Annotated in this window: 19 protein-coding genes; 7 read left to right on the top strand and 12 right to left on the bottom strand. The window is 59.9% G+C overall.

The window, feature by feature from the left end:
• Positions 1–718: 718 nt before the first annotated feature.
• From ric to ubiT, 4 genes are all read right to left on the bottom strand, one after another.
• Entirely contained in the window at positions 719–1,387 is a 669-nt protein-coding gene (ric, locus tag M1E12_RS15855) for an iron-sulfur cluster repair di-iron protein (RefSeq protein ID WP_479562501.1), read from the bottom strand.
• A gap of 108 nt (positions 1,388–1,495) precedes the next feature.
• Positions 1,496–2,419 (bottom strand): ubiquinone anaerobic biosynthesis protein UbiV, encoded by a 924-nt coding sequence (gene ubiV, locus M1E12_RS15850; RefSeq protein WP_479562500.1) that lies wholly within the window; start codon positions 2,417–2,419, stop codon positions 1,496–1,498.
• On the bottom strand, positions 2,416–3,393 hold the full coding sequence (gene ubiU / locus M1E12_RS15845) for a ubiquinone anaerobic biosynthesis protein UbiU (protein ID WP_479562499.1): 978 nt from the start codon (positions 3,391–3,393) through the stop codon (positions 2,416–2,418). The genes ubiV and ubiU overlap by 4 nt, the downstream gene beginning before the upstream one ends.
• Positions 3,393–3,896 (bottom strand): ubiquinone anaerobic biosynthesis accessory factor UbiT, encoded by a 504-nt coding sequence (ubiT, locus tag M1E12_RS15840; RefSeq protein ID WP_479562498.1) that lies wholly within the window; start codon positions 3,894–3,896, stop codon positions 3,393–3,395. Before ubiT ends, ubiU begins: the two co-directional genes overlap by 1 nt.
• Before the next feature lie 107 nt (positions 3,897–4,003).
• On the opposite strand from ubiT, the gene M1E12_RS15835 reads away from it, so the two are divergent.
• Complete coding sequence (locus M1E12_RS15835; RefSeq protein WP_479562497.1) at positions 4,004–5,527, top strand: UbiD family decarboxylase; 1,524 nt, start codon at positions 4,004–4,006, stop codon at positions 5,525–5,527.
• Complete coding sequence (locus M1E12_RS15830; protein ID WP_479562496.1) at positions 5,524–6,093, top strand: UbiX family flavin prenyltransferase; 570 nt, start codon at positions 5,524–5,526, stop codon at positions 6,091–6,093. Before M1E12_RS15835 ends, M1E12_RS15830 begins: the two co-directional genes overlap by 4 nt.
• 19 nt (positions 6,094–6,112) lie before the next feature.
• On the opposite strand, the gene M1E12_RS15825 is transcribed toward M1E12_RS15830, so the two are convergent.
• The 8 genes from M1E12_RS15825 to M1E12_RS15790 all read right to left on the bottom strand — a co-directional run bounded on the left by M1E12_RS15825 (position 6,113) and on the right by M1E12_RS15790 (position 12,549).
• On the bottom strand, positions 6,113–7,303 hold the full coding sequence (locus M1E12_RS15825) for an NnrS family protein (protein ID WP_479562495.1): 1,191 nt from the start codon (positions 7,301–7,303) through the stop codon (positions 6,113–6,115).
• Position 7,304: 1 nt separating this feature from the next.
• The gene (locus M1E12_RS15820; RefSeq protein WP_479562494.1) at positions 7,305–8,525 is read right to left on the bottom strand and encodes an NnrS family protein; all 1,221 of its coding nucleotides are present in this window, start codon (positions 8,523–8,525) and stop codon (positions 7,305–7,307) included.
• Positions 8,522–9,271 (bottom strand): ABC transporter ATP-binding protein, encoded by a 750-nt coding sequence (locus tag M1E12_RS15815; protein ID WP_479562493.1) that lies wholly within the window; start codon positions 9,269–9,271, stop codon positions 8,522–8,524. The genes M1E12_RS15820 and M1E12_RS15815 overlap by 4 nt, the downstream gene beginning before the upstream one ends.
• Positions 9,268–10,074 carry an ABC transporter permease gene (locus M1E12_RS15810; RefSeq protein ID WP_479562492.1) on the bottom strand — a complete coding sequence of 269 codons (807 nt, stop codon included), beginning with the start codon at positions 10,072–10,074 and terminating at the stop codon, positions 9,268–9,270. Before M1E12_RS15810 ends, M1E12_RS15815 begins: the two co-directional genes overlap by 4 nt.
• Before the next feature lie 11 nt (positions 10,075–10,085).
• Positions 10,086–11,123 (bottom strand): ABC transporter substrate-binding protein, encoded by a 1,038-nt coding sequence (locus M1E12_RS15805; protein WP_479562491.1) that lies wholly within the window; start codon positions 11,121–11,123, stop codon positions 10,086–10,088.
• Positions 11,124–11,226: 103 nt separating this feature from the next.
• A complete protein-coding gene (locus M1E12_RS15800) occupies positions 11,227–11,910 on the bottom strand; it encodes an NnrU family protein (protein ID WP_479562490.1) in 684 nt (227 codons plus the stop codon).
• The gene (locus M1E12_RS15795; RefSeq protein WP_479562489.1) at positions 11,907–12,383 is read right to left on the bottom strand and encodes a hemerythrin domain-containing protein; all 477 of its coding nucleotides are present in this window, start codon (positions 12,381–12,383) and stop codon (positions 11,907–11,909) included. The genes M1E12_RS15800 and M1E12_RS15795 overlap by 4 nt, the downstream gene beginning before the upstream one ends.
• Positions 12,384–12,393: 10 nt before the next feature.
• A complete protein-coding gene (locus tag M1E12_RS15790) occupies positions 12,394–12,549 on the bottom strand; it encodes a hypothetical protein (protein ID WP_479562488.1) in 156 nt (51 codons plus the stop codon).
• A gap of 124 nt (positions 12,550–12,673) precedes the next feature.
• On the opposite strand from M1E12_RS15790, the gene M1E12_RS15785 reads away from it, so the two are divergent.
• The 5 genes from M1E12_RS15785 to M1E12_RS15765 all read left to right on the top strand — a co-directional run bounded on the left by M1E12_RS15785 (position 12,674) and on the right by M1E12_RS15765 (position 16,350).
• On the top strand, positions 12,674–13,219 hold the full coding sequence (locus tag M1E12_RS15785) for a cytochrome c oxidase subunit 3 (RefSeq protein WP_479562487.1): 546 nt from the start codon (positions 12,674–12,676) through the stop codon (positions 13,217–13,219).
• 8 nt (positions 13,220–13,227) lie between these two features.
• Positions 13,228–13,503, top strand: coding sequence for a cytochrome C oxidase subunit IV family protein (locus M1E12_RS15780; protein WP_479562486.1), 276 nt, complete (start codon positions 13,228–13,230; stop codon positions 13,501–13,503).
• Positions 13,504–13,658: 155 nt separating this feature from the next.
• On the top strand, positions 13,659–14,111 hold the full coding sequence (locus M1E12_RS15775) for a c-type cytochrome (protein WP_054149255.1): 453 nt from the start codon (positions 13,659–13,661) through the stop codon (positions 14,109–14,111).
• Positions 14,112–14,138: 27 nt separating this feature from the next.
• Positions 14,139–15,485: a cbb3-type cytochrome c oxidase subunit I gene (locus M1E12_RS15770; RefSeq protein WP_479562485.1), complete on the top strand. Its 1,347-nt coding sequence runs from the start codon at positions 14,139–14,141 to the stop codon at positions 15,483–15,485.
• A 61-nt stretch (positions 15,486–15,546) separates the two neighbouring features.
• A complete protein-coding gene (locus M1E12_RS15765; RefSeq protein WP_479562484.1) occupies positions 15,547–16,350 on the top strand; it encodes an AAA family ATPase in 804 nt (267 codons plus the stop codon).
• Positions 16,351–16,352: the final 2 nt, after the last annotated feature.

The raw sequence follows: 16,352 nt of genomic DNA, 5'->3' as shown, positions 1-16,352 counted from the left end.
GCGTTCATGTTGTAGTGTGTAGCGCGCAGAAGCAGCCATTCTCTCAAGTGAAGCCCGAGATCAAATTCTTGTCGAACGGGTGTCACGCGGTCTAGCTAGGTTTCGGGCTTCACGATTGAGACTTTCGGCATTGATCAGACCGTCTGATCGAGACAGAACTGCAGCTGCCGTCGGTCGGCTGATTTTCATTGGCATGGCCGACCGCCATCTTATCCCACTGCGGATGCGCTGCCCGTACCACTCACGCTATAGTTCTCGGAAAGCGGACTCCGCGTTTTTTTGATCATCAGAGCGGAAGGATTTGTAGGCCCAAACGCCAGTGATCTTATCTCGCCGCCGCCAGACTACCTCAAGCCAAAACGGCCCTTGTTCGTCCAGAGGCTTCACGGGAAACCATGCGTACCACTCTCGCCAGATATTTTCCATCATATACCGCCTTTCCAGCATTCCAAACTATTGCTCGTCCAGCTTCAGGGGAGGCCTGTATCAACGTCTAAACGTAGACAGCGAAGCGCTGATTCGGTAACGCGGTCAATTAGATGTCCCACTGCCTCAGAGTGCGAGCATCCGCTCAGAATGCATTCATGCACATCCAAGACCGTGTCAAACTCTCGCTTGCAATGTGACTGCCGATCCGTGGTGGAAACGCACCGCGCGTTGCCCTCGGGCGCATTGTCGTCATCCGAATGAGATACCGACATTGCCTCTTGTCCAAGCTTTAGCCACCTGTTGCGAAGCGCGGAAAGAGGACTTCATTTTCCAGATGCATGTGCTGGACCAGATCGTCGGCGAATTTCTTTGCGCCTGCGTAAAGCGCGCGCCATGAATTGCATGCGCCGTCCGGCAGATGAAATCCGCCTGTCACGTGCTCCAGTTCCGCCAGATGCTGTGCCTCGACGTCATGTTCATGGCGCATCTGTTCGATGGGCACGCTCAGTGCCTGATGGTCGCCGCGTTCCATAAGCGGGAAGAGCATAAGCTCCTCTCGGTGCATATGGCTATGGAGATCGCTCTGGATACGCTCAAGGAGATTTGCCAGGCCGATCGGAGCATCGGGGTGATCGCCATGCACCCGCTCGACTTTGGCTGCAAGCGGGATCAATGAGATGAGATCTGCACGATGGGTATCGTGGTAGCGTGTCCTGAGATGATTGATCAGATCGGCTGTGCCATCCGGTGCTTCTGTCGAGGCGGCGTCCACAAGGCCCTGCAATTCGTCCACCAGGGTTTTCGGCGAGAGTCCTGCGGCTTCAGCCGCAGCCTCGATGCTATCTGAGCCACCGCAGCAGAAACTGATGCCGTGACGGCGGAAAAGTGCGGCTGCACCGGGAAGGGAGGTCGCGATCTTTCCGACCGTCTGGCTTGCGTCAAGTTCCATCGAGTTCACCTTGCTTTGCGCTTCAATGCGTTATCGCTGTGGTGCCGACTATGGTGGGGAATGCCGGTCCGGTCGTTGCGCTTTCGCAAACAAGATGTGCTCGTACTCCCCCGCGCGTTATGGCGCATGGGCATTGTTTTTCGCCCGCGATACCCAGGCAGCTCCCTCTCGCGCGTGATGAAAGCCGTTGGAGAACTTGGCTTTGGGATAAGTATGCCCGATCAGTTCGACGGCCTCTCGGGGTTCCATGCTGCCCGACAGCGTTTCCTGGAAGATGGCGGCGATGCGTGCCATGTCGCAGTCCTGTGGTGAGAGACGGAAGGCATTGACCCCGGCCTCTTGCAAGTCCTTCAGTTCGCTGAGCAGGAGTTGGCACGTATGCGACATTGTCTGCACGCCATTGAGCACCAGGAATGACTGGCGATCGAGTGTCCTGATTGACAGGCCGTCCGGCTCGTCGCCACAGACGAACTGGCAATTGTCCTTGATCCTGCCCTTGGAACGGGCATGGGCGCAGCGAGCCGATATGGCAAGCGGCATGCGACCGAATACCATCACTTCGAGAGCCACATCCGGCGCTTCGGCGGCGATCCTGGCGATCGAGCTAAAGGGAAGTTCCGGCGGAAGACAGATGCGGTCTGCCCCGCGTTGTGCCAGCAAGCGCGCGGTCGGGCCATTATAGACATTGACCAAGGGTCCGACGAGGTGCCGGCGGCCCTTGATCAGGCCGATGGCGGAGAGGTCGTTTACCTCGATGGGGTAGTCCGACGTCTCGATCAGCTCTTTCACGATCCGACTTTCTCGCTCTAAGGTGACGAGCGCCAGCGAGGAAAAGGCCACCGACTTTCCCGCCCGTTCCAGGCGTTCCACCACGTCTGCCAAGTATGGCTCGATGAAATGCTGCCGTTTGGAGCAGACAGTCTCGCCGAGGATAACGTGATCCACGGGCGCTTCGTCTGCGATCTGATAATAGAAATCCCGCCATTTCGGGCCGTCCCAGAGATAGTAGACGGGGCCCAGTGTCAGTTCATTCATGCTCATCTCCAGCGCTTTTCATAGGCACCGACCGTGGTCTTCTGCCCTTCGCTCAGCGCTCTCAGCCGGGTCAACAAGGGGCCACGTCCCGAGGGGGCGGTTGCGAGCACTTGGCGCAGCGTTGACACGACTTCGGCCACATAGGCTTTGCCGCGCTGGCGTCCTTCGATTTTCAACGCGGAGACGCCGGCATCCTTCAAGGCTTCGATTTCACCCATGACATCGAGGGACACGGGGTCTTCGAAGGCGTAGCCACGGGCGTCGCCGATGTCGAAGCGTCCCTTGCACAGTGTGGGGTAGCCGGCGGCCTCCCCATGGCTGAACCGGTTGATCGTATAAGTGCCGAGCTCCGACACCATGTCGGAGCCGTCCTGTCGGTACCGCACATGGCTCGCCGGAGAGCAGACGCCGTTCATATTGGGCGATTTGCCGGTGGCGTAGGAGGAGAGCGAGCAGCGTCCCTCGGCCATGACGCAAAGCCCGCCGAAGACGAAGACCTCGATCTCGCATTTGACCTTGCGACCAATGCGGGCAATGTCGCCGATCGTCAGCGTTCTCGGCAAGACGACCCGTTTTGCGTCGAAGGCTTCGACGAGAAAATTGATGGCTTCGGGATTGGAGGCAGACGCCTGGACCGAAACATGCAAGCGTTGCTCTGGATAGTGTTCCCTGACATGGGCCATGAGGCCGAAATCGGCCAGGATCAGCGCATCGGCACCGAGCCTTACCGCGTCGGCCGCCGCGCGATACCAGATCTCTTCGTCGCCAGCCCGCATGAAAGTGTTGAGGGCGACAAATGTCATGCAGCCTTTGTTGCGGGCATAGACAATCGCGTCTCGCAACTCATCTCGGCTGAAATTGAGGCCGGGAAAATTGCGGGCATTGGTCTCGTCGCGGAAGCCGCAATAGACCGCATCAGCGCCTGCATCGACGGCTTCACGAAATGCGGCTGGTGTTCCCGCCGGACAGATCAGTTCCATCACCGGATCTCCCTCAGCGACCGGCTTCGGATTTCCACGGCCAGCCTGTGAACGACGGGGGCGGCCGGTCCCCCGATCCGCGCGAGATCACGCGGAAGGTCGATATCGCAGTCATCAAGTGCGTTTCTCATCGCAAGCATGGCCTCCATGTCTCCGATCACCTTCAAGTCGCGGGAAAAGAACAGGGCATCAGCATCACAACGCCCCTCAAGGAGTGCCAGCAGTGTTACCAGCGGGGCCTCGACACCCGCATCCGCTGTGAAGGTATCGCCTTTGCGCAACACAGTGAGATGAGGGACGCCAGGCTCGATGAGGAAGACGAGGGGTAGGTCCGTTGGAGCAAACGAAAAGCGGCAGCTTTTGTATGTGCCAAGGCGCTCGAACATATCGCCATGAGCTAGGAGCAGGAGCTTGAAAAGGCGACGTGCAACGAGCTCAATTGGCACGAGCGGCATGAGCGGCACGGCTTTCAGCGGGAGAGCCAGAATGGATGTTATCTGCATTGCGCCAATTTTGATGGTTGAACCGGCACAAACCTATGAGAACGGCCGACAATCCAGATTGCTCCAGCGCAAAGACGCATCCGAATTCACAGGTCATAGCGGTCCGCATGACACAGAACGCACCGCCTCGTCGCTACGACGGTCTTCAAGTTTTCATGACCGAACTGGAAAAGCGGGGACGACTTCTCCGCGTCGCGCAGCCGGTGAGCCTTGTTCATGAGATTACCGAAATCCACAGGCGCGTCCTGGCAGAGGGAGGCCCGGCCTTGCTCTTTGAGCGCCCGGTCCGGTCGGACGGTGCAGTGTCAGAGATACCGCTGCTTGCCAATCTGTTCGGCACGCGCGAGCGGATCGAACTTGGCTATGGCATCCCTGGCGGTAAGATCGGCGATCTCGCAGACCTTCTGGCCGAATTGCGCGAACCGAAGCCGCCGGCGTCGCTCCGGGATGCCTTGACGAAACTGCCTGTGCTTCGCTCCGCCATGGCGCTGGGATGCCGCGGGGTGTCTCACGCCGAATGCCAGGATATCGTGTTCGAAGGCGAGGCCGTTGATCTCAACCGACTGCCGATCCAGTGGTGCTGGCCCGGCGAACCGGCACCGCTGATCACCTGGGGGCTTGTCGTCACCGCATCGCCGTCCGACCCCAGGGATGTCAATGTCGGCGTCTACCGGCTGCAAGCGCTGGATCGCAAGCGATTGATCACGCGCTGGCTTGCCCATCGTGGTGCTGCAAAACACTTCCGGCAGTGGCAGGCGGTGGGGCAGGATATGCCCATTGCGGTCGTGATCGGCGCTGATCCACAAACAATCCTCTCCGCCGTCATGCCGCTGCCGGAGACAATGAGCGAGCTTGCGTTCGCCGGTATGCTCAGAGGAAAGCGCAGCCGCGTGGTACGGGCGCTCACCCAGCCCCTTGATATTCCAGCCACTGCAGAAATCGTTCTGGAGGGAACCGTATCGATCGCCGAGACGGCACCTGAGGGGCCCTATGGCGATCACACGGGCTACTATAATTCCGTCGAGCCGTTTCCCGTCATGACCTTGAGCGCGATGACGATGCGCCGAGATCCGGTGTATTTGTCGACCTTTACGGGCCGCCCCCCGGATGAACCTTCTGTGCTCGGAGAGGCAATGAATGCTCTCTTCCTTCCCCTGGTGAAGCGCCAGTTTCCAGAGATTGTCGATCTCTATCTGCCTCCAGAAGCCTGCTCTTACCGGGCGATCGTCGTCTCGATCGACAAGCGCTATCCGGGGCAAGCCCGCCGGATCATGCTCGGGCTTTGGTCGATGCTGCCGCAGTTCAGCTACACCAAGCTCATCATCGTGGTCGATGCCGATGTTGACGTCAGAAACTGGAGCGATGTCATCTGGGCGCTTTCCACGCGGTTCGACGCCTCCCGCGATCTGGTGGTGGTGGATAAAACACCCATCGACTACCTCGATTTTGCCTCTCCCAAGCCTGGGCTCGGTGGAAAGCTCGGTCTCGATGCCACCAACAAGCTTGGCGCAGAAACCGATCGGGAATGGGGCCGCGTGCTGCAAATGACGCCGGAGGTCTCGGCGCGCGTCGATGCGATCTGGCGCGAACTTGGACTTGGATCCCTTAAGACAAGGGAAGGTGAGCCATGATGAGGCGTGTAATTCTCGGCATGTCCGGTGCTTCGGGGGCGGCGATCGGTCTTCAGGTCGGTCGGCTCCTGGCGGCCATGGATGATGTGGAACTGCATCTCGTCGTCACGTCAGCAGCGCGCCGGACAATCGCGCATGAGGCGGGCAACGAGGCGCTGGGGCGGCTGATCGGGCTCGCCGCTCATTTCCATTCGGAAAGCGATATCGGTGCATCGATTGCCAGCGGATCGTTCCACACGGCCGGTATGATCGTCGCCCCTTGTTCGATGCGGTCTCTTGCCGCGATCTCGACCGGGATCACAGACAATCTTCTCACTCGCGCCGCCGATGTGCAGCTCAAGGAGCGTCGCAGGCTGGTTCTCCTTGCCCGCGAAACGCCGCTTCACCTCGGGCACCTGCGCAACATGGTGGCGGTGACCGAGATGGGGGCCGTGGTGATGCCGCCAGTCCCCTCTTTCTACCGCAATCCAGCGAGCGTGGAGGATCTCGTCGCCCATATTGCGGCTCGTGCCGTGGATCTGCTCGGGTTGACGGACGCACCCTTGATACCTGAGTGGAGAGGGTAAGGGCGCTCATGGCTCCCTCCTATCCCTTTCGCGCTATCAACGGCATGTAGAAGACCACGTAACCCAGGAATGCCACGATCCAGGCAATGCCCGCGATCGGCAATAGCAGCATGGTGTGCTGCGGCCAAATTGCGACCAGGATCCTCAGCAGTGCCGAGAGGATGAGTGGTGCATAGATGAGCCAGGTTGTCGAGTGCGGGGACGTCAAAGCCTGGCCCGTATGGCCTTTCGTGGCGCGGGTCATCACCGCCAGCGTCACGACCCCGACCCCACCTGTCGTCCAGGCATGGATGCCTGCCGAGGCGAAGCCGGAGTGGTCCAACAGCATCGACAGGCCGGTCAGCAAAAAGCCTAAGGGAATGAAGAGATAGCCGACATGCAGGATCGTCACGAGGGGCTCCCCGAGCGTGCGCTCGGGGCACCATCTTGCCTGTCGCACGAGATGAGCAAGGCTGGCGACAAGCATCAGCAGCCCCGTGGGAAACTGGAGGCTTTCAAGACCGCCGGCGACAGCGATCCACATCGCCAGTGAAAGGCTTCCAAGGATCATGACGGCGAGATCGAAACGGGCGAAATTCTGCGGCAGCCGCCCTGGATTGTTCGCCTTCAGCCAGTTGCCGGTAAATGCCGGAATAATGCGCCCCGCAACCAGAGAGATGAGGATGAGGATCGCAGACAGCGCCAGACGGTCGGCCATTTCGACGCGACCGTAGCGCTCGATCTCGTGATGGAAAAACATCTGAGCGGCGCTCAGGAGCGCGAGAACGGCGACTATCTTGTAGTTGCGTCGGTTCGAGGCAGTAACAAGTTCTCTCAGAACAAAGATGGCGAGCACTGGCAGGAAGGCCAGCGCAACGAGTGTCGCGCCAAGCATGCCGGTCCATTCTGAAAAACTGATCGTCAGCCGCCCGGCGATCCAGAGAAGAAACAGCGCCAGAAGCGGTATGCCCTTCAAACCGGGCCTGCCGGTCCAGTTCGGCACGGCGGTGAGAAGAAACCCTGCTATCACGGCCGGGACAAAGCCGAAGAGAAGCTCGTGCTGGTGCCAGGCAACCGGGGGCAAGAGGGTCGGAACATGCATGAAGCCGAGGAACCAGGGGACCCAGACCGCAATCGATAGGGCGGCGACAAGCGCGCTGCCCGGAAAGAACAGGCGAAATCCGCCTGACAAGAGACGCTGTGGGATGGAGGGGCCGGGAAGTGTGGTCATGTCAGCACCTTTCCTGGTCAACCGTATGCGGCGACCAGAGCAGAGGAATATAGGCCTTGGCCCAGAGGAGGAAGGAAAGCGAAAACAGCGCAGAGGAGAGACCGTAAACGCCGAAGAGCAGGGAGAGCGACGGCGCGAACTCCGGGAGGATCCGCAGAAGAACCGACAGGACCAGAAGCTGGATCGCCATCCGGGTTGTCTTCGAAAAGCGCAGCGGTTGACCGGTATGGAGCAGGCCTGCAATCGAGAGAACCTGCAGCACACCAAGACCCAATCCCCCCATCAACGCCAGATGCAGTCCGCCCAGCCAGGGCAGAGGCAGGCCAATGAGCGAGAGGCCGCAGACAACAAGGCCGGTGCCGGCCAGCGCACTCGACAGCCAAAGACCGCCAAGTTCGAAGGAAAAGCCTTCGCAACCGACAAAGCCCTCGGCGACCCGATCGAGAAAGGCGGCCCCGGCCGCGACCATCAGATAGCCGCGCACGGCGTCCGAGAGCGTGGCTGCCTCTGCCAGGATCACCAGCATGACCAATCCCGCCGAGAGATGGATCCGGCCCGGATGCGGTCTGTAGGGCGAGGTTTTTTCGGTCGGATCGAGAATCAGGTTGGTCACCGGCACGGTGATGCGGGCAAGGGCCAGACCGAGCAGGCCGAGAAGCGCGAACCCGAGAATTCTGATTGCACTCTCAGACAGATCGTAAAGTTGAAAGGCCATTGCGATCCGCAGCATGGCCGCAGCCGCAGCAAAGGTGGTGACAAACAGGATGAAGCCCAGGAGATTTGTGCTCTTCTTGGTCCAGGACAGGCGCAGCGCATAGGCGAGCAGGAACAGTATCCAGGCCTGATCGAACATCAAGCCGATCAGCCAGCCGTTCTCGACGGCAAGCAAGCCGAGCACCCGTGCGCCGGCCCAGAGGCCCGCAAACAGGAAGAGTGGACGACCGCTGATCCGCCGCGTGTCCGTCCACTCTGGCAGTGCAGAGGTGAGGAAGCCTAAAAGCGCGCCTCCAAAGGAGCCGACCAGCATTTCCTGCGCGTGCCAGTGACCGGGAAGGGACGAGGAAGCAAAAGGCAGATCGAGAGACCAAACCACGACCCAAAGAAAGGGCCACAGCGCCGCATGTAAGGCGGCAAGTGGAAACATCAGTCTGAGACCTTCGGCGGACATGGCCCTGGCAAGATCGGCCGAGGGAAGCATGCGTATGGCTGGAAGCACACTCATGCCAGCCTCCGCTCGTCATGTTCTTCAACGACGGCAAACAGCGGATGATCGGAAATGAGCCTTCGTGCCGTCTCGAAAATTATGTCCTCACTGCGATGCCCCGGTGTCTCGGGAACAGCGACGCAGTCAAGAATCCCATGGCCATAGCGATCGAGAACCGCGATCCGGTGGCAGATCCGCAGCGCTTCATGGATGTCATGGGTGATGAAGAGCCCGCCCTTGCCGCTGTCTGAGGCCGTGGCGACGACGAGATCCTGCATCCGCCGTCGCAAGGCGGCATCGAGCGCGGTGAAGGGCTCGTCGAAGTAGAGGAAATCGGGGTCGGCGACGAGAGCACGGGCAAGCGCCGTGCGCTGGCGCATGCCACCCGACAACTGTGATGGAAACTTTTGCCAGTCGCTCTCTTCCAGCGATACGCGATCACAGGCCGCTGCAATTCTTGCCCTTCGCTCGGACGGCGCCACGGGGAGGCCAGACAGGCCCAGTGCCACGTTGGCTTCGACCGTCGCCCATGGGAGGAGGCGCGGTTCCTGAAAGACGAAAGCGCAGCGCGCATAGCCTCGCTCGACTTGGCCGTGGCGGGGGATAATCAGCCCGGCGGCGATCTGGGCAAGCGTGCTCTTGCCGCAACCGGATGGTCCGACCAGCGCGACCATTTCCCCCTGGCTGACCTGCAAACTGACCTGTTCGAGAACGGGGCGGCCGAGAAAGACGTGCCCCACGGCTTTGAGCTGGAGGAGGGTCATCGGCGTACGCCCCAGGGTTGGGCGGCTTCCCGCCATGCCTCGGCTTCGGCGCGCAGTGGCTGTACAACTCCATATTCGACACTGATCAGCGCAATGACCGACAGGAGGATCCACGCAAGAGCTGCTTCCACATCGAGTGCGGAACGGGCATTGGCGAGCGCGCCTCCTATACCGCCGGCATTGGCCAGCAACTCGGCCATGACTGCTGCCTTGAAAGCCGTGCCCAGTGCCATGACCAAAGCAGGAAATACCGCATGAAGCATTTGCCGTAGGGATATCTGAAACAAGCGGGCCAGCCACGACAGGCCGGCCATACGTGCCATCTCTTCCAATCCCCGGTCTCGTGTCTGGATGCCCTCGGCTGCACCAACAAAGACAAGCGGCAAGGCGGCGATAGCCGCGGTGGCAATGACCGTTCCGGCCCCCATGCCGAACCAGATCATCAGAAGGACGATCCAGGCAATTGGCGGGACGCCGATCAGCAAGGTTACCTGCGGACGCGCAAGCCTCATGATCGCCGGATGGTATCCGGCCACCACGCCTGCCATCGTTCCAAACACGGCGGCGAGTGAAAAGCCGGCGAGCGCCCTCAGGCTCGTTGACAGCACCAACATACGGTTGTCGGGATCTGCCGCCAGCTTGAACAGGGTCTGGATCGTCTCGGCCGGTGCAGGCAACACGAAGCTGCCATAGGCTTCGGCTCCAAGCTGCCAAACGGCGGCAAAGACAGCAAGGCCGCCGAGACCCGCCCAGCCGGACCAGAGAAAGCGCGCCACCCTTCCCGCACGATAAGCCAGGCCCATATGATTCCGCCTTACAGATAGAGTGACGCGTCCGGCATGCGACCGCCCACCATTTCGGGATGGCTCTGCGCCACGGCTTTAAGCAGTGTCTCGATCGGTCCGCGAGCGTCCCGAGCGGCAATGGCGACGAGGTTCGAATAGGGGATCGACGCCTCCAGCACAGGCCAGGGCAGTTCAAGTGCTGATGCGGCCTGGCCTGCAGCCGCTGCCGGATCGGCGTTCACCTCGACTGCCGCCCGTGCAAGTCCCGCAAGAAGCGCGGTCGCCTGTTCCGGACGATCGTCTAGAAAGCTCTGGCTCAGGGCGAGACCTGCCTGGGGCATGACCGGTGCCGTAGCGGTGACGGTACCCCATTCCTTCTGCATGTCGATGACGCGGTGAAGCGCCTGACCACCTGTACTGGCCTTGAAGATGGCGGCAGAGACTGCCGGTTCGGGTAGGAGCGCCGTGTCGATACGCCCTGCGAGCAGCATCTGAACGGCTTCGATTGGCGTGCCGGCCCGCTCTACCTTGACCTTGCCGGTCATTCGATGGTGGGCAAGCGCCGCATCGAAGACAAGTTCCGGCGTGTCATTGGGAAATGGCACGGTTACGCTTTGACCTTCGAGATCGGCGAAAGCCGCGATTTTATCGTTGCGCGACACCATATAGAGAAGGCCATTGGTCATGACGCTGGCCAGTTTCAAGCCAAGTCCGCGCGTATGGAGATTTGCCGCCGCCGTTGTCGGCATGACTACGGCTCTCATGGATCCGGACGACAGGCCCGCCCGCATTTCATCGGGCGTGCGCCAGACCCTAAACTCCACCTTATCTGCGACGTTGCGCAGCAGGCCTTTGCCAACCGCATAGGCCAGCGTGATCGATGGTCCGGCAGGAGGGCCGAAGAGGACGAGTTGGTCGAGGGAGGAAGCGCGTGCCCGTGTGTTGAGGAAGGGAAGGGCAAGGGTCGCTGCGATGCCAGCGCATAAAGTGCGACGGGTTGTTGCATAGCCTGCCGCGTCTGCCTCAATGATATTCGCCTTGCTGACCTGTTTCAGGGTGTTGGGCATCCCGCTCTCCGAAAATTGATTTATTTCCTCATGTTATAGCCGTCCGCGCACGGATGTTTGACGTAGAGCAAGTAGTGTGTGGAATTACCGGCTGGAATCGTTCTCAGATGTCGAGCGCGAGAATCGGGTCTGCGCCAAACAGGGCGGCATGGCCTCCCGCGAGCAGCCAAAGTGTGACAAGCAGCGTCACGGCGAGCCCGGCTACCAGATGTCCATCCAGACGCAGCTTGGCGCGTCCGGAGAGCAGAGCGATCAACGGAAATATGGATGTTGATCTCTCGACTGGTAACCAGTCTTCTCCCATCCTGCGTCTCGCGCGCTTTTCCGTAACGCGAATACCGACAGCAGAAAACAGACCTAGCCCGCCGAAGATGAGAAGCGACCTCATGTCGCCGTTTGCCGCGACATGGCCGATAGACCAGAGGAGAAAACCCCACAAGACTGGATGGCGAGTAATGGTCGTAATCGCTCCAGCTGTATCGCCTGCCATAAAGCTGACAGATGCGGGATTGGGGCTGATGAGACCTGCCGTGACGAGGAAGAGCCCGAGTGGCGATAACACGAGATTGGCGATGGCGCTCCGGGAACCCGGCTGCCAGAGTTCGACATACTCGGTGCTCCAGGCCGCCCGCAGGACCCATATCAAGAGTGCTACGGATGTTGTGGAATAGACCAGAAGGTAGAGCCGCAACCCAAGCGCTGCGGTCAGTCTTCCCCTTATGGTTGGCAGGGCAGGCACTGAATGCAACAACAAGAATGCTGTAAGCGCGAGAACGACCTCGGTCATGTTGCCAGCACCTGCGTTTCTGGTTCCACATTGAGGAGCTGCTGCAGCAGCATCTGCTCTGCAGTGATATGGCGCCGGACAGCTTCCTGAAAACCTCGAACCATATGGGCCACCGTTTCCAGGCTCAGTCTGCACCGTTTTCGAGCGACAGCGGCCAAGGTGAGGGATAGCTCACGGGCCGCGCGGCGGTCGACGCGATGTTCAGACTTGACCTGATCGAGAAGAAGGGAGCCGAAGCAGGAGCCGGCATGCAACTCGAGGTCGGGGTAAAACTTCTGCTCTTCCAGAGTATGGGCGGCGGCGACCAGCGGTTCGATGTGCTTGGCAACCTTCTGGATGCCGCGCGGAATTTCGCCGGCGTCGAAGTCCGTGGCCAGTTCCTCCAGCCTCAAGCAGAGGATGAGAAGATCGCGGTGCTTGTCCTCAAGCGCCCTGACCTCGGTGGCCGTCAAGCTGGATCCGATCCTTTCCATGGTTGCCTCCTCACTGGCCCAGAAACAGGCCGACGCCTATGACAAGCGAAGCCAGCACGGCGGCAAGCGTGCCTCCGCCCTGGAGTACGCCCATGCGCTTCAGCATCAGGGCAAAGCCCACGATGACAGGTGTCGCAACGACAAGGCCGATTTGTGCATCCGTCATTTCAGTCATTCCCTTCTGTTGTAGAAGCACTCTGCCTTGTCTTTCGTCAGTCTTCTTTGCGCTCCCACAAAGAGCGCCTCGGATTTTTCTCTAGAAACGATCCCGATCAACGGGAGAACTGACGATGGCCATGCAAACAAGCCTCCAGGAGGAGGCAAAGGACGACCACCTGCTGCTCTGGATCCTGGTGTGGAGCGAGTTGATCGCTTTCGGCATCCTGATCCTGGGCTTCCTCGTCGTCTCGACCTTCGATGCAGAAGCCTTCGAACTGGCGCGTCTGCATTTGAGGCCGGGGATCGCCGGCGCGAACACGCTTATCCTGCTGGTCAGCGGGTATTTTGTCGCCGTGGCGATGCGAAATCGGCTTGATCTTGAGGCGGTGAAACGGCCGTTGGTCATTGCAGCTCTGCTTGGCTTTTGCTTTGCGGCGGTCAAGCTCTTCGAATATTGGGGTGAGGTCCGCTTCGCTCATGATGTGACGCTCGATACCTTCTTCGAGCTCTATTTCATCATCACCGGCTTCCATCTCCTGCATGTCTTCTTCGGAGCCATTGCGCTTCTTCTCGTCGCCTGGCGCCCGGCACGGGAGAACCTGGTTCTGATCGCCACACTCTGGCACGTGATCGACCTCGTCTGGCTGGTCATCTTTCCCATTCTCTATCTCGCGTGAGGCTTCCCATGACCCGCAGACAGCACGAGGATTTGGTGGGTGTGCTTGCCATGCTGATGACCTTCGCAATTGGTGGTGCGATCGTTACGGCGCTCGCTGGTCCAACGATCGTACCGATTGCCGCCGTTCTTGCGATTGCCTTTGCCAAGGGACGGCTTGTGGTGCTCGACTTCCTCGAACTCAGGGGCGGACATCATCCCATGCGGATTGCGCTCATCTGCTGGTTGAGCATCATCCTGATCGCCGCACTGTCTCGGTCGCTGGTGGTCCTTCTGTTGGTATGAACATTCGCGCCGTTGCTTGCCAAAGCGCAAAGAACAACTCCGATCACTGTCTATGAAAAGAATATCCCGCAGAGCCGGCGAGGGGATCGCCGAAGCCTTCGAGGCGGGGAAACCAGGTCGGGCCTTTCAAGCCTGGCAGACGGAAGGACAAGGGCATGGCAGAGCGCCTGACCAAGACCGGAGCGCGCAACGTCTTCTATGGCGGCTCCATTTTCTTTTTTGCGATCTTCGTGGGGCTCACCGCCCACAGCCATTACTACATCCGCACTACTTCAACAGATGAATCGACGCTGACCGACAGCGTCGCGCGCGGCAAGCATATCTGGGAAAAGAACGCCTGTATCAACTGCCACTCGATCCTGGGTGAAGGCGCCTACTTCGCGCCCGAACTCGGCAATGTCTGGACCCGCTGGGGTGGCCAGGACGATCGCGACGGTGCACGCGAGACGCTTCGTTCCTGGATGGCGGCACAGCCCTCTGGGGTCGAAGGTCGCCGCCAGATGCCGCAATTCAATCTGACCGACGAAGAGATCAACGATCTCGCAGACTTCCTCGAATGGACCAGCAAAATCAAGACGCAGAACTGGCCGCCGAACGAGGCTGGCTGAGCCCTTCGTGACCCAAGGAGACACAAAATGAAATATCAAAGCCAGAAGGTCGCGATGCTGTATTTTTACGGTGCGCTCGGCCTCTTTATCGCCCAGGTCCTGTTCGGGGTCGTCGCGGGTACGATCTACGTTCTGCCCAATACGCTCTCCGAGCTCCTCCCTTTTAACATCGTCCGTATGATCCACACCAACGCCCTGATCGTCTGGTTGTTGATGGGCTTCATGGGCGCGACCTATTATCTGCTGCCGGAAGAAGCGGAAACCGAGCTTTACAGCCCGAAGCTTGCTGTTGCGCAGTTCTGGATCTTCCTCATTGCCGCTGCCGCCGCGGTCGTCGGTTATCTCTTCGGCATTCATGAGGGGCGCGAGTTTCTCGAGCAGCCCTTCATCATCAAGATCGGCATTGTCATTGTCGCATTGATGCTGCTGTTCAACGTCACCATGACATCGCTGAAGGGTCGCAAGACTGTCGTCACCAACATCCTGATCTTCGGTCTGTGGGGTGTGGCGATCTTCTTCCTCTTTGCCTTCTACAACCCAACGAACCTGGCACTCGACAAGATGTACTGGTGGTATGTCGTCCACCTCTGGGTCGAAGGCGTATGGGAGCTGATCATGGCCTCGGTGCTCGCCTTCCTGATGATCAAGCTCAACGGCATCGACCGCGAAGTGGTCGAGAAGTGGCTCTATGTCATCATCGGGCTGGCGCTGTTCTCCGGCATTCTCGGCACGGGCCATCACTACTATTGGATCGGCGCGCCCGGCTACTGGCAGTGGATTGGGTCGCTGTTCTCGACGCTTGAAGTCGCGCCCTTCTTCACCATGGTCATCTTCACCTTCGTGATGACTTGGAAGGCCGGTCGCAAGCATCCGAACCGTGCTGCACTTCTCTGGTCAATTGGCTGCTCGGTCATGGCCTTCTTCGGCGCCGGCGTCTGGGGCTTCCTGCACACACTGTCCTCGATCAACTACTACACCCACGGCACGCAGGTGACGGCAGCCCACGGACACCTCGCGTTCTTTGGCGCCTATGTCATGCTCAACCTTGCGATCATGGCCTATGCCATTCCGGAAATGCGCGGCCGCCAGCCCTATAACCAGTGGCTATCGATCGCGAGCTTCTGGATGATGTGCACGGCGATGTCGGTGATGACCTTCGCGCTCACCTTTGCCGGTGTCCTGCAGGTGCATCTGCAGCGCGTGCTCGGCGAAAGCTATATGGCCGTCCAGGACCAGTTGGCCCTGTTCTACTGGGTCCGTCTCGGCTCGGGTGCTGTCGTGCTTGTGTCCGCCCTGATGTTCGTCTGGGCCGTATTGATGCCGGGCAAGGAAAAAGAGCCTGCCTTTGGCGGCTATGTCGAGCCTGCCGAGTGAAACAGCGGCCCCGCTGTTTCAAAAAGCGGCGGGGCTCTCCCCAATTTTGAGGATCAGCAACATGAATATCATCGCCCGCAACATTCAGCCGGATATCCCGGCCTATTCTCCAGCCGGCAACGAATGCACTCTCTTCGAGACAGCCTGGACGCGGCAGTTGCCGCTTCTCCTGAAAGGACCGACAGGCTGCGGAAAGACCCGGTTCGTCAGTCATATGGCGCAAAGGCTTGGCTTGCCGCTGACCACCGTCTCCTGCCACGACGATCTGGCGGCTGCCGATCTCACTGGCCGTTTTCTTTTGAAGGGAGGTGAGACGGTCTGGGTCGACGGACCGCTGACCCGGGCAGTCCGTGAGGGCGGTGTATGCTATCTCGACGAGGTGGTCGAGGCGCGCAAAGATGTCGCCGTCGTGCTCCATCCTCTGACCGACGACCGGCGCATTCTACCCCTGGAACGCACAGGCGAAGAGCTTGAAGCGCCGCCGGCCTTCATGCTCGTTGTCTCCTACAATCCTGGCTATCAAAACCTCCTCAAAGCGTTGAAGCCCTCGACTCGCCAGCGTTTTGTCGCCATCGAGTTCGACTTCCTGCCCAAGGCCAGGGAGATCGAGGTTGTCTCGACAGAAAGTGGACTGCCTGCCACGGCTGTAGAGCCATTGGTCGAACTGGCGCGGCGGCTGCGGGCACTAAAAGGTCATGACCTGGAGGAAGGCGTCTCGACGCGACTGCTCGTCTATTGCGCCAGCCTCATTGATGCCGGTCTTTCTCCACGGGACGCCGTTCGTGCCGCCATGATCGAGCCGCTGACCGACGAACCTGACGTGCGTACTGCACTCCTCGAACTGGCACAGGCGGTCATCCGCTAGGA

It is taken from the genome of Rhizobium sp. K33, assembly GCF_056501445.1.
Note: the sequence above shows the minus strand (reverse complement) of the source record. Positions and strands in the feature narration are given on the sequence as shown.

Excerpts from the sequence above, each read along its gene's own strand:
- M1E12_RS15825 (WP_479562495.1), bottom strand. The coding sequence starts at position 7,303 with ATGACCACACTTCCCGGCCCCTCCATCCCACAGCGTCTCTTGTCAGGC.
- ubiU (WP_479562499.1), bottom strand. The coding sequence starts at position 3,393 with ATGGAACTGATCTGTCCGGCGGGAACACCAGCCGCATTTCGTGAAGCC.
- M1E12_RS15775 (WP_054149255.1), top strand. The coding sequence starts at position 13,659 with ATGGCAGAGCGCCTGACCAAGACCGGAGCGCGCAACGTCTTCTATGGC.
- M1E12_RS15790 (WP_479562488.1), bottom strand. The coding sequence starts at position 12,549 with ATGACGGATGCACAAATCGGCCTTGTCGTTGCGACACCTGTCATCGTG.
- ubiT (WP_479562498.1), bottom strand. The coding sequence starts at position 3,896 with ATGCAGATAACATCCATTCTGGCTCTCCCGCTGAAAGCCGTGCCGCTC.
- M1E12_RS15770 (WP_479562485.1), top strand. The coding sequence starts at position 14,139 with ATGAAATATCAAAGCCAGAAGGTCGCGATGCTGTATTTTTACGGTGCG.
- M1E12_RS15780 (WP_479562486.1), top strand. The coding sequence starts at position 13,228 with ATGACCCGCAGACAGCACGAGGATTTGGTGGGTGTGCTTGCCATGCTG.
- M1E12_RS15795 (WP_479562489.1), bottom strand. The coding sequence starts at position 12,383 with ATGGAAAGGATCGGATCCAGCTTGACGGCCACCGAGGTCAGGGCGCTT.
- M1E12_RS15830 (WP_479562496.1), top strand. The coding sequence starts at position 5,524 with ATGATGAGGCGTGTAATTCTCGGCATGTCCGGTGCTTCGGGGGCGGCG.
- M1E12_RS15815 (WP_479562493.1), bottom strand. The coding sequence starts at position 9,271 with ATGACCCTCCTCCAGCTCAAAGCCGTGGGGCACGTCTTTCTCGGCCGC.
- M1E12_RS15810 (WP_479562492.1), bottom strand. The coding sequence starts at position 10,074 with ATGGGCCTGGCTTATCGTGCGGGAAGGGTGGCGCGCTTTCTCTGGTCC.
- ubiV (WP_479562500.1), bottom strand. The coding sequence starts at position 2,419 with ATGAGCATGAATGAACTGACACTGGGCCCCGTCTACTATCTCTGGGAC.
- M1E12_RS15765 (WP_479562484.1), top strand. The coding sequence starts at position 15,547 with ATGAATATCATCGCCCGCAACATTCAGCCGGATATCCCGGCCTATTCT.
- M1E12_RS15800 (WP_479562490.1), bottom strand. The coding sequence starts at position 11,910 with ATGACCGAGGTCGTTCTCGCGCTTACAGCATTCTTGTTGTTGCATTCA.
- M1E12_RS15835 (WP_479562497.1), top strand. The coding sequence starts at position 4,004 with ATGACACAGAACGCACCGCCTCGTCGCTACGACGGTCTTCAAGTTTTC.
- M1E12_RS15785 (WP_479562487.1), top strand. The coding sequence starts at position 12,674 with ATGGCCATGCAAACAAGCCTCCAGGAGGAGGCAAAGGACGACCACCTG.
- M1E12_RS15805 (WP_479562491.1), bottom strand. The coding sequence starts at position 11,123 with ATGCCCAACACCCTGAAACAGGTCAGCAAGGCGAATATCATTGAGGCA.
- M1E12_RS15820 (WP_479562494.1), bottom strand. The coding sequence starts at position 8,525 with ATGAGTGTGCTTCCAGCCATACGCATGCTTCCCTCGGCCGATCTTGCC.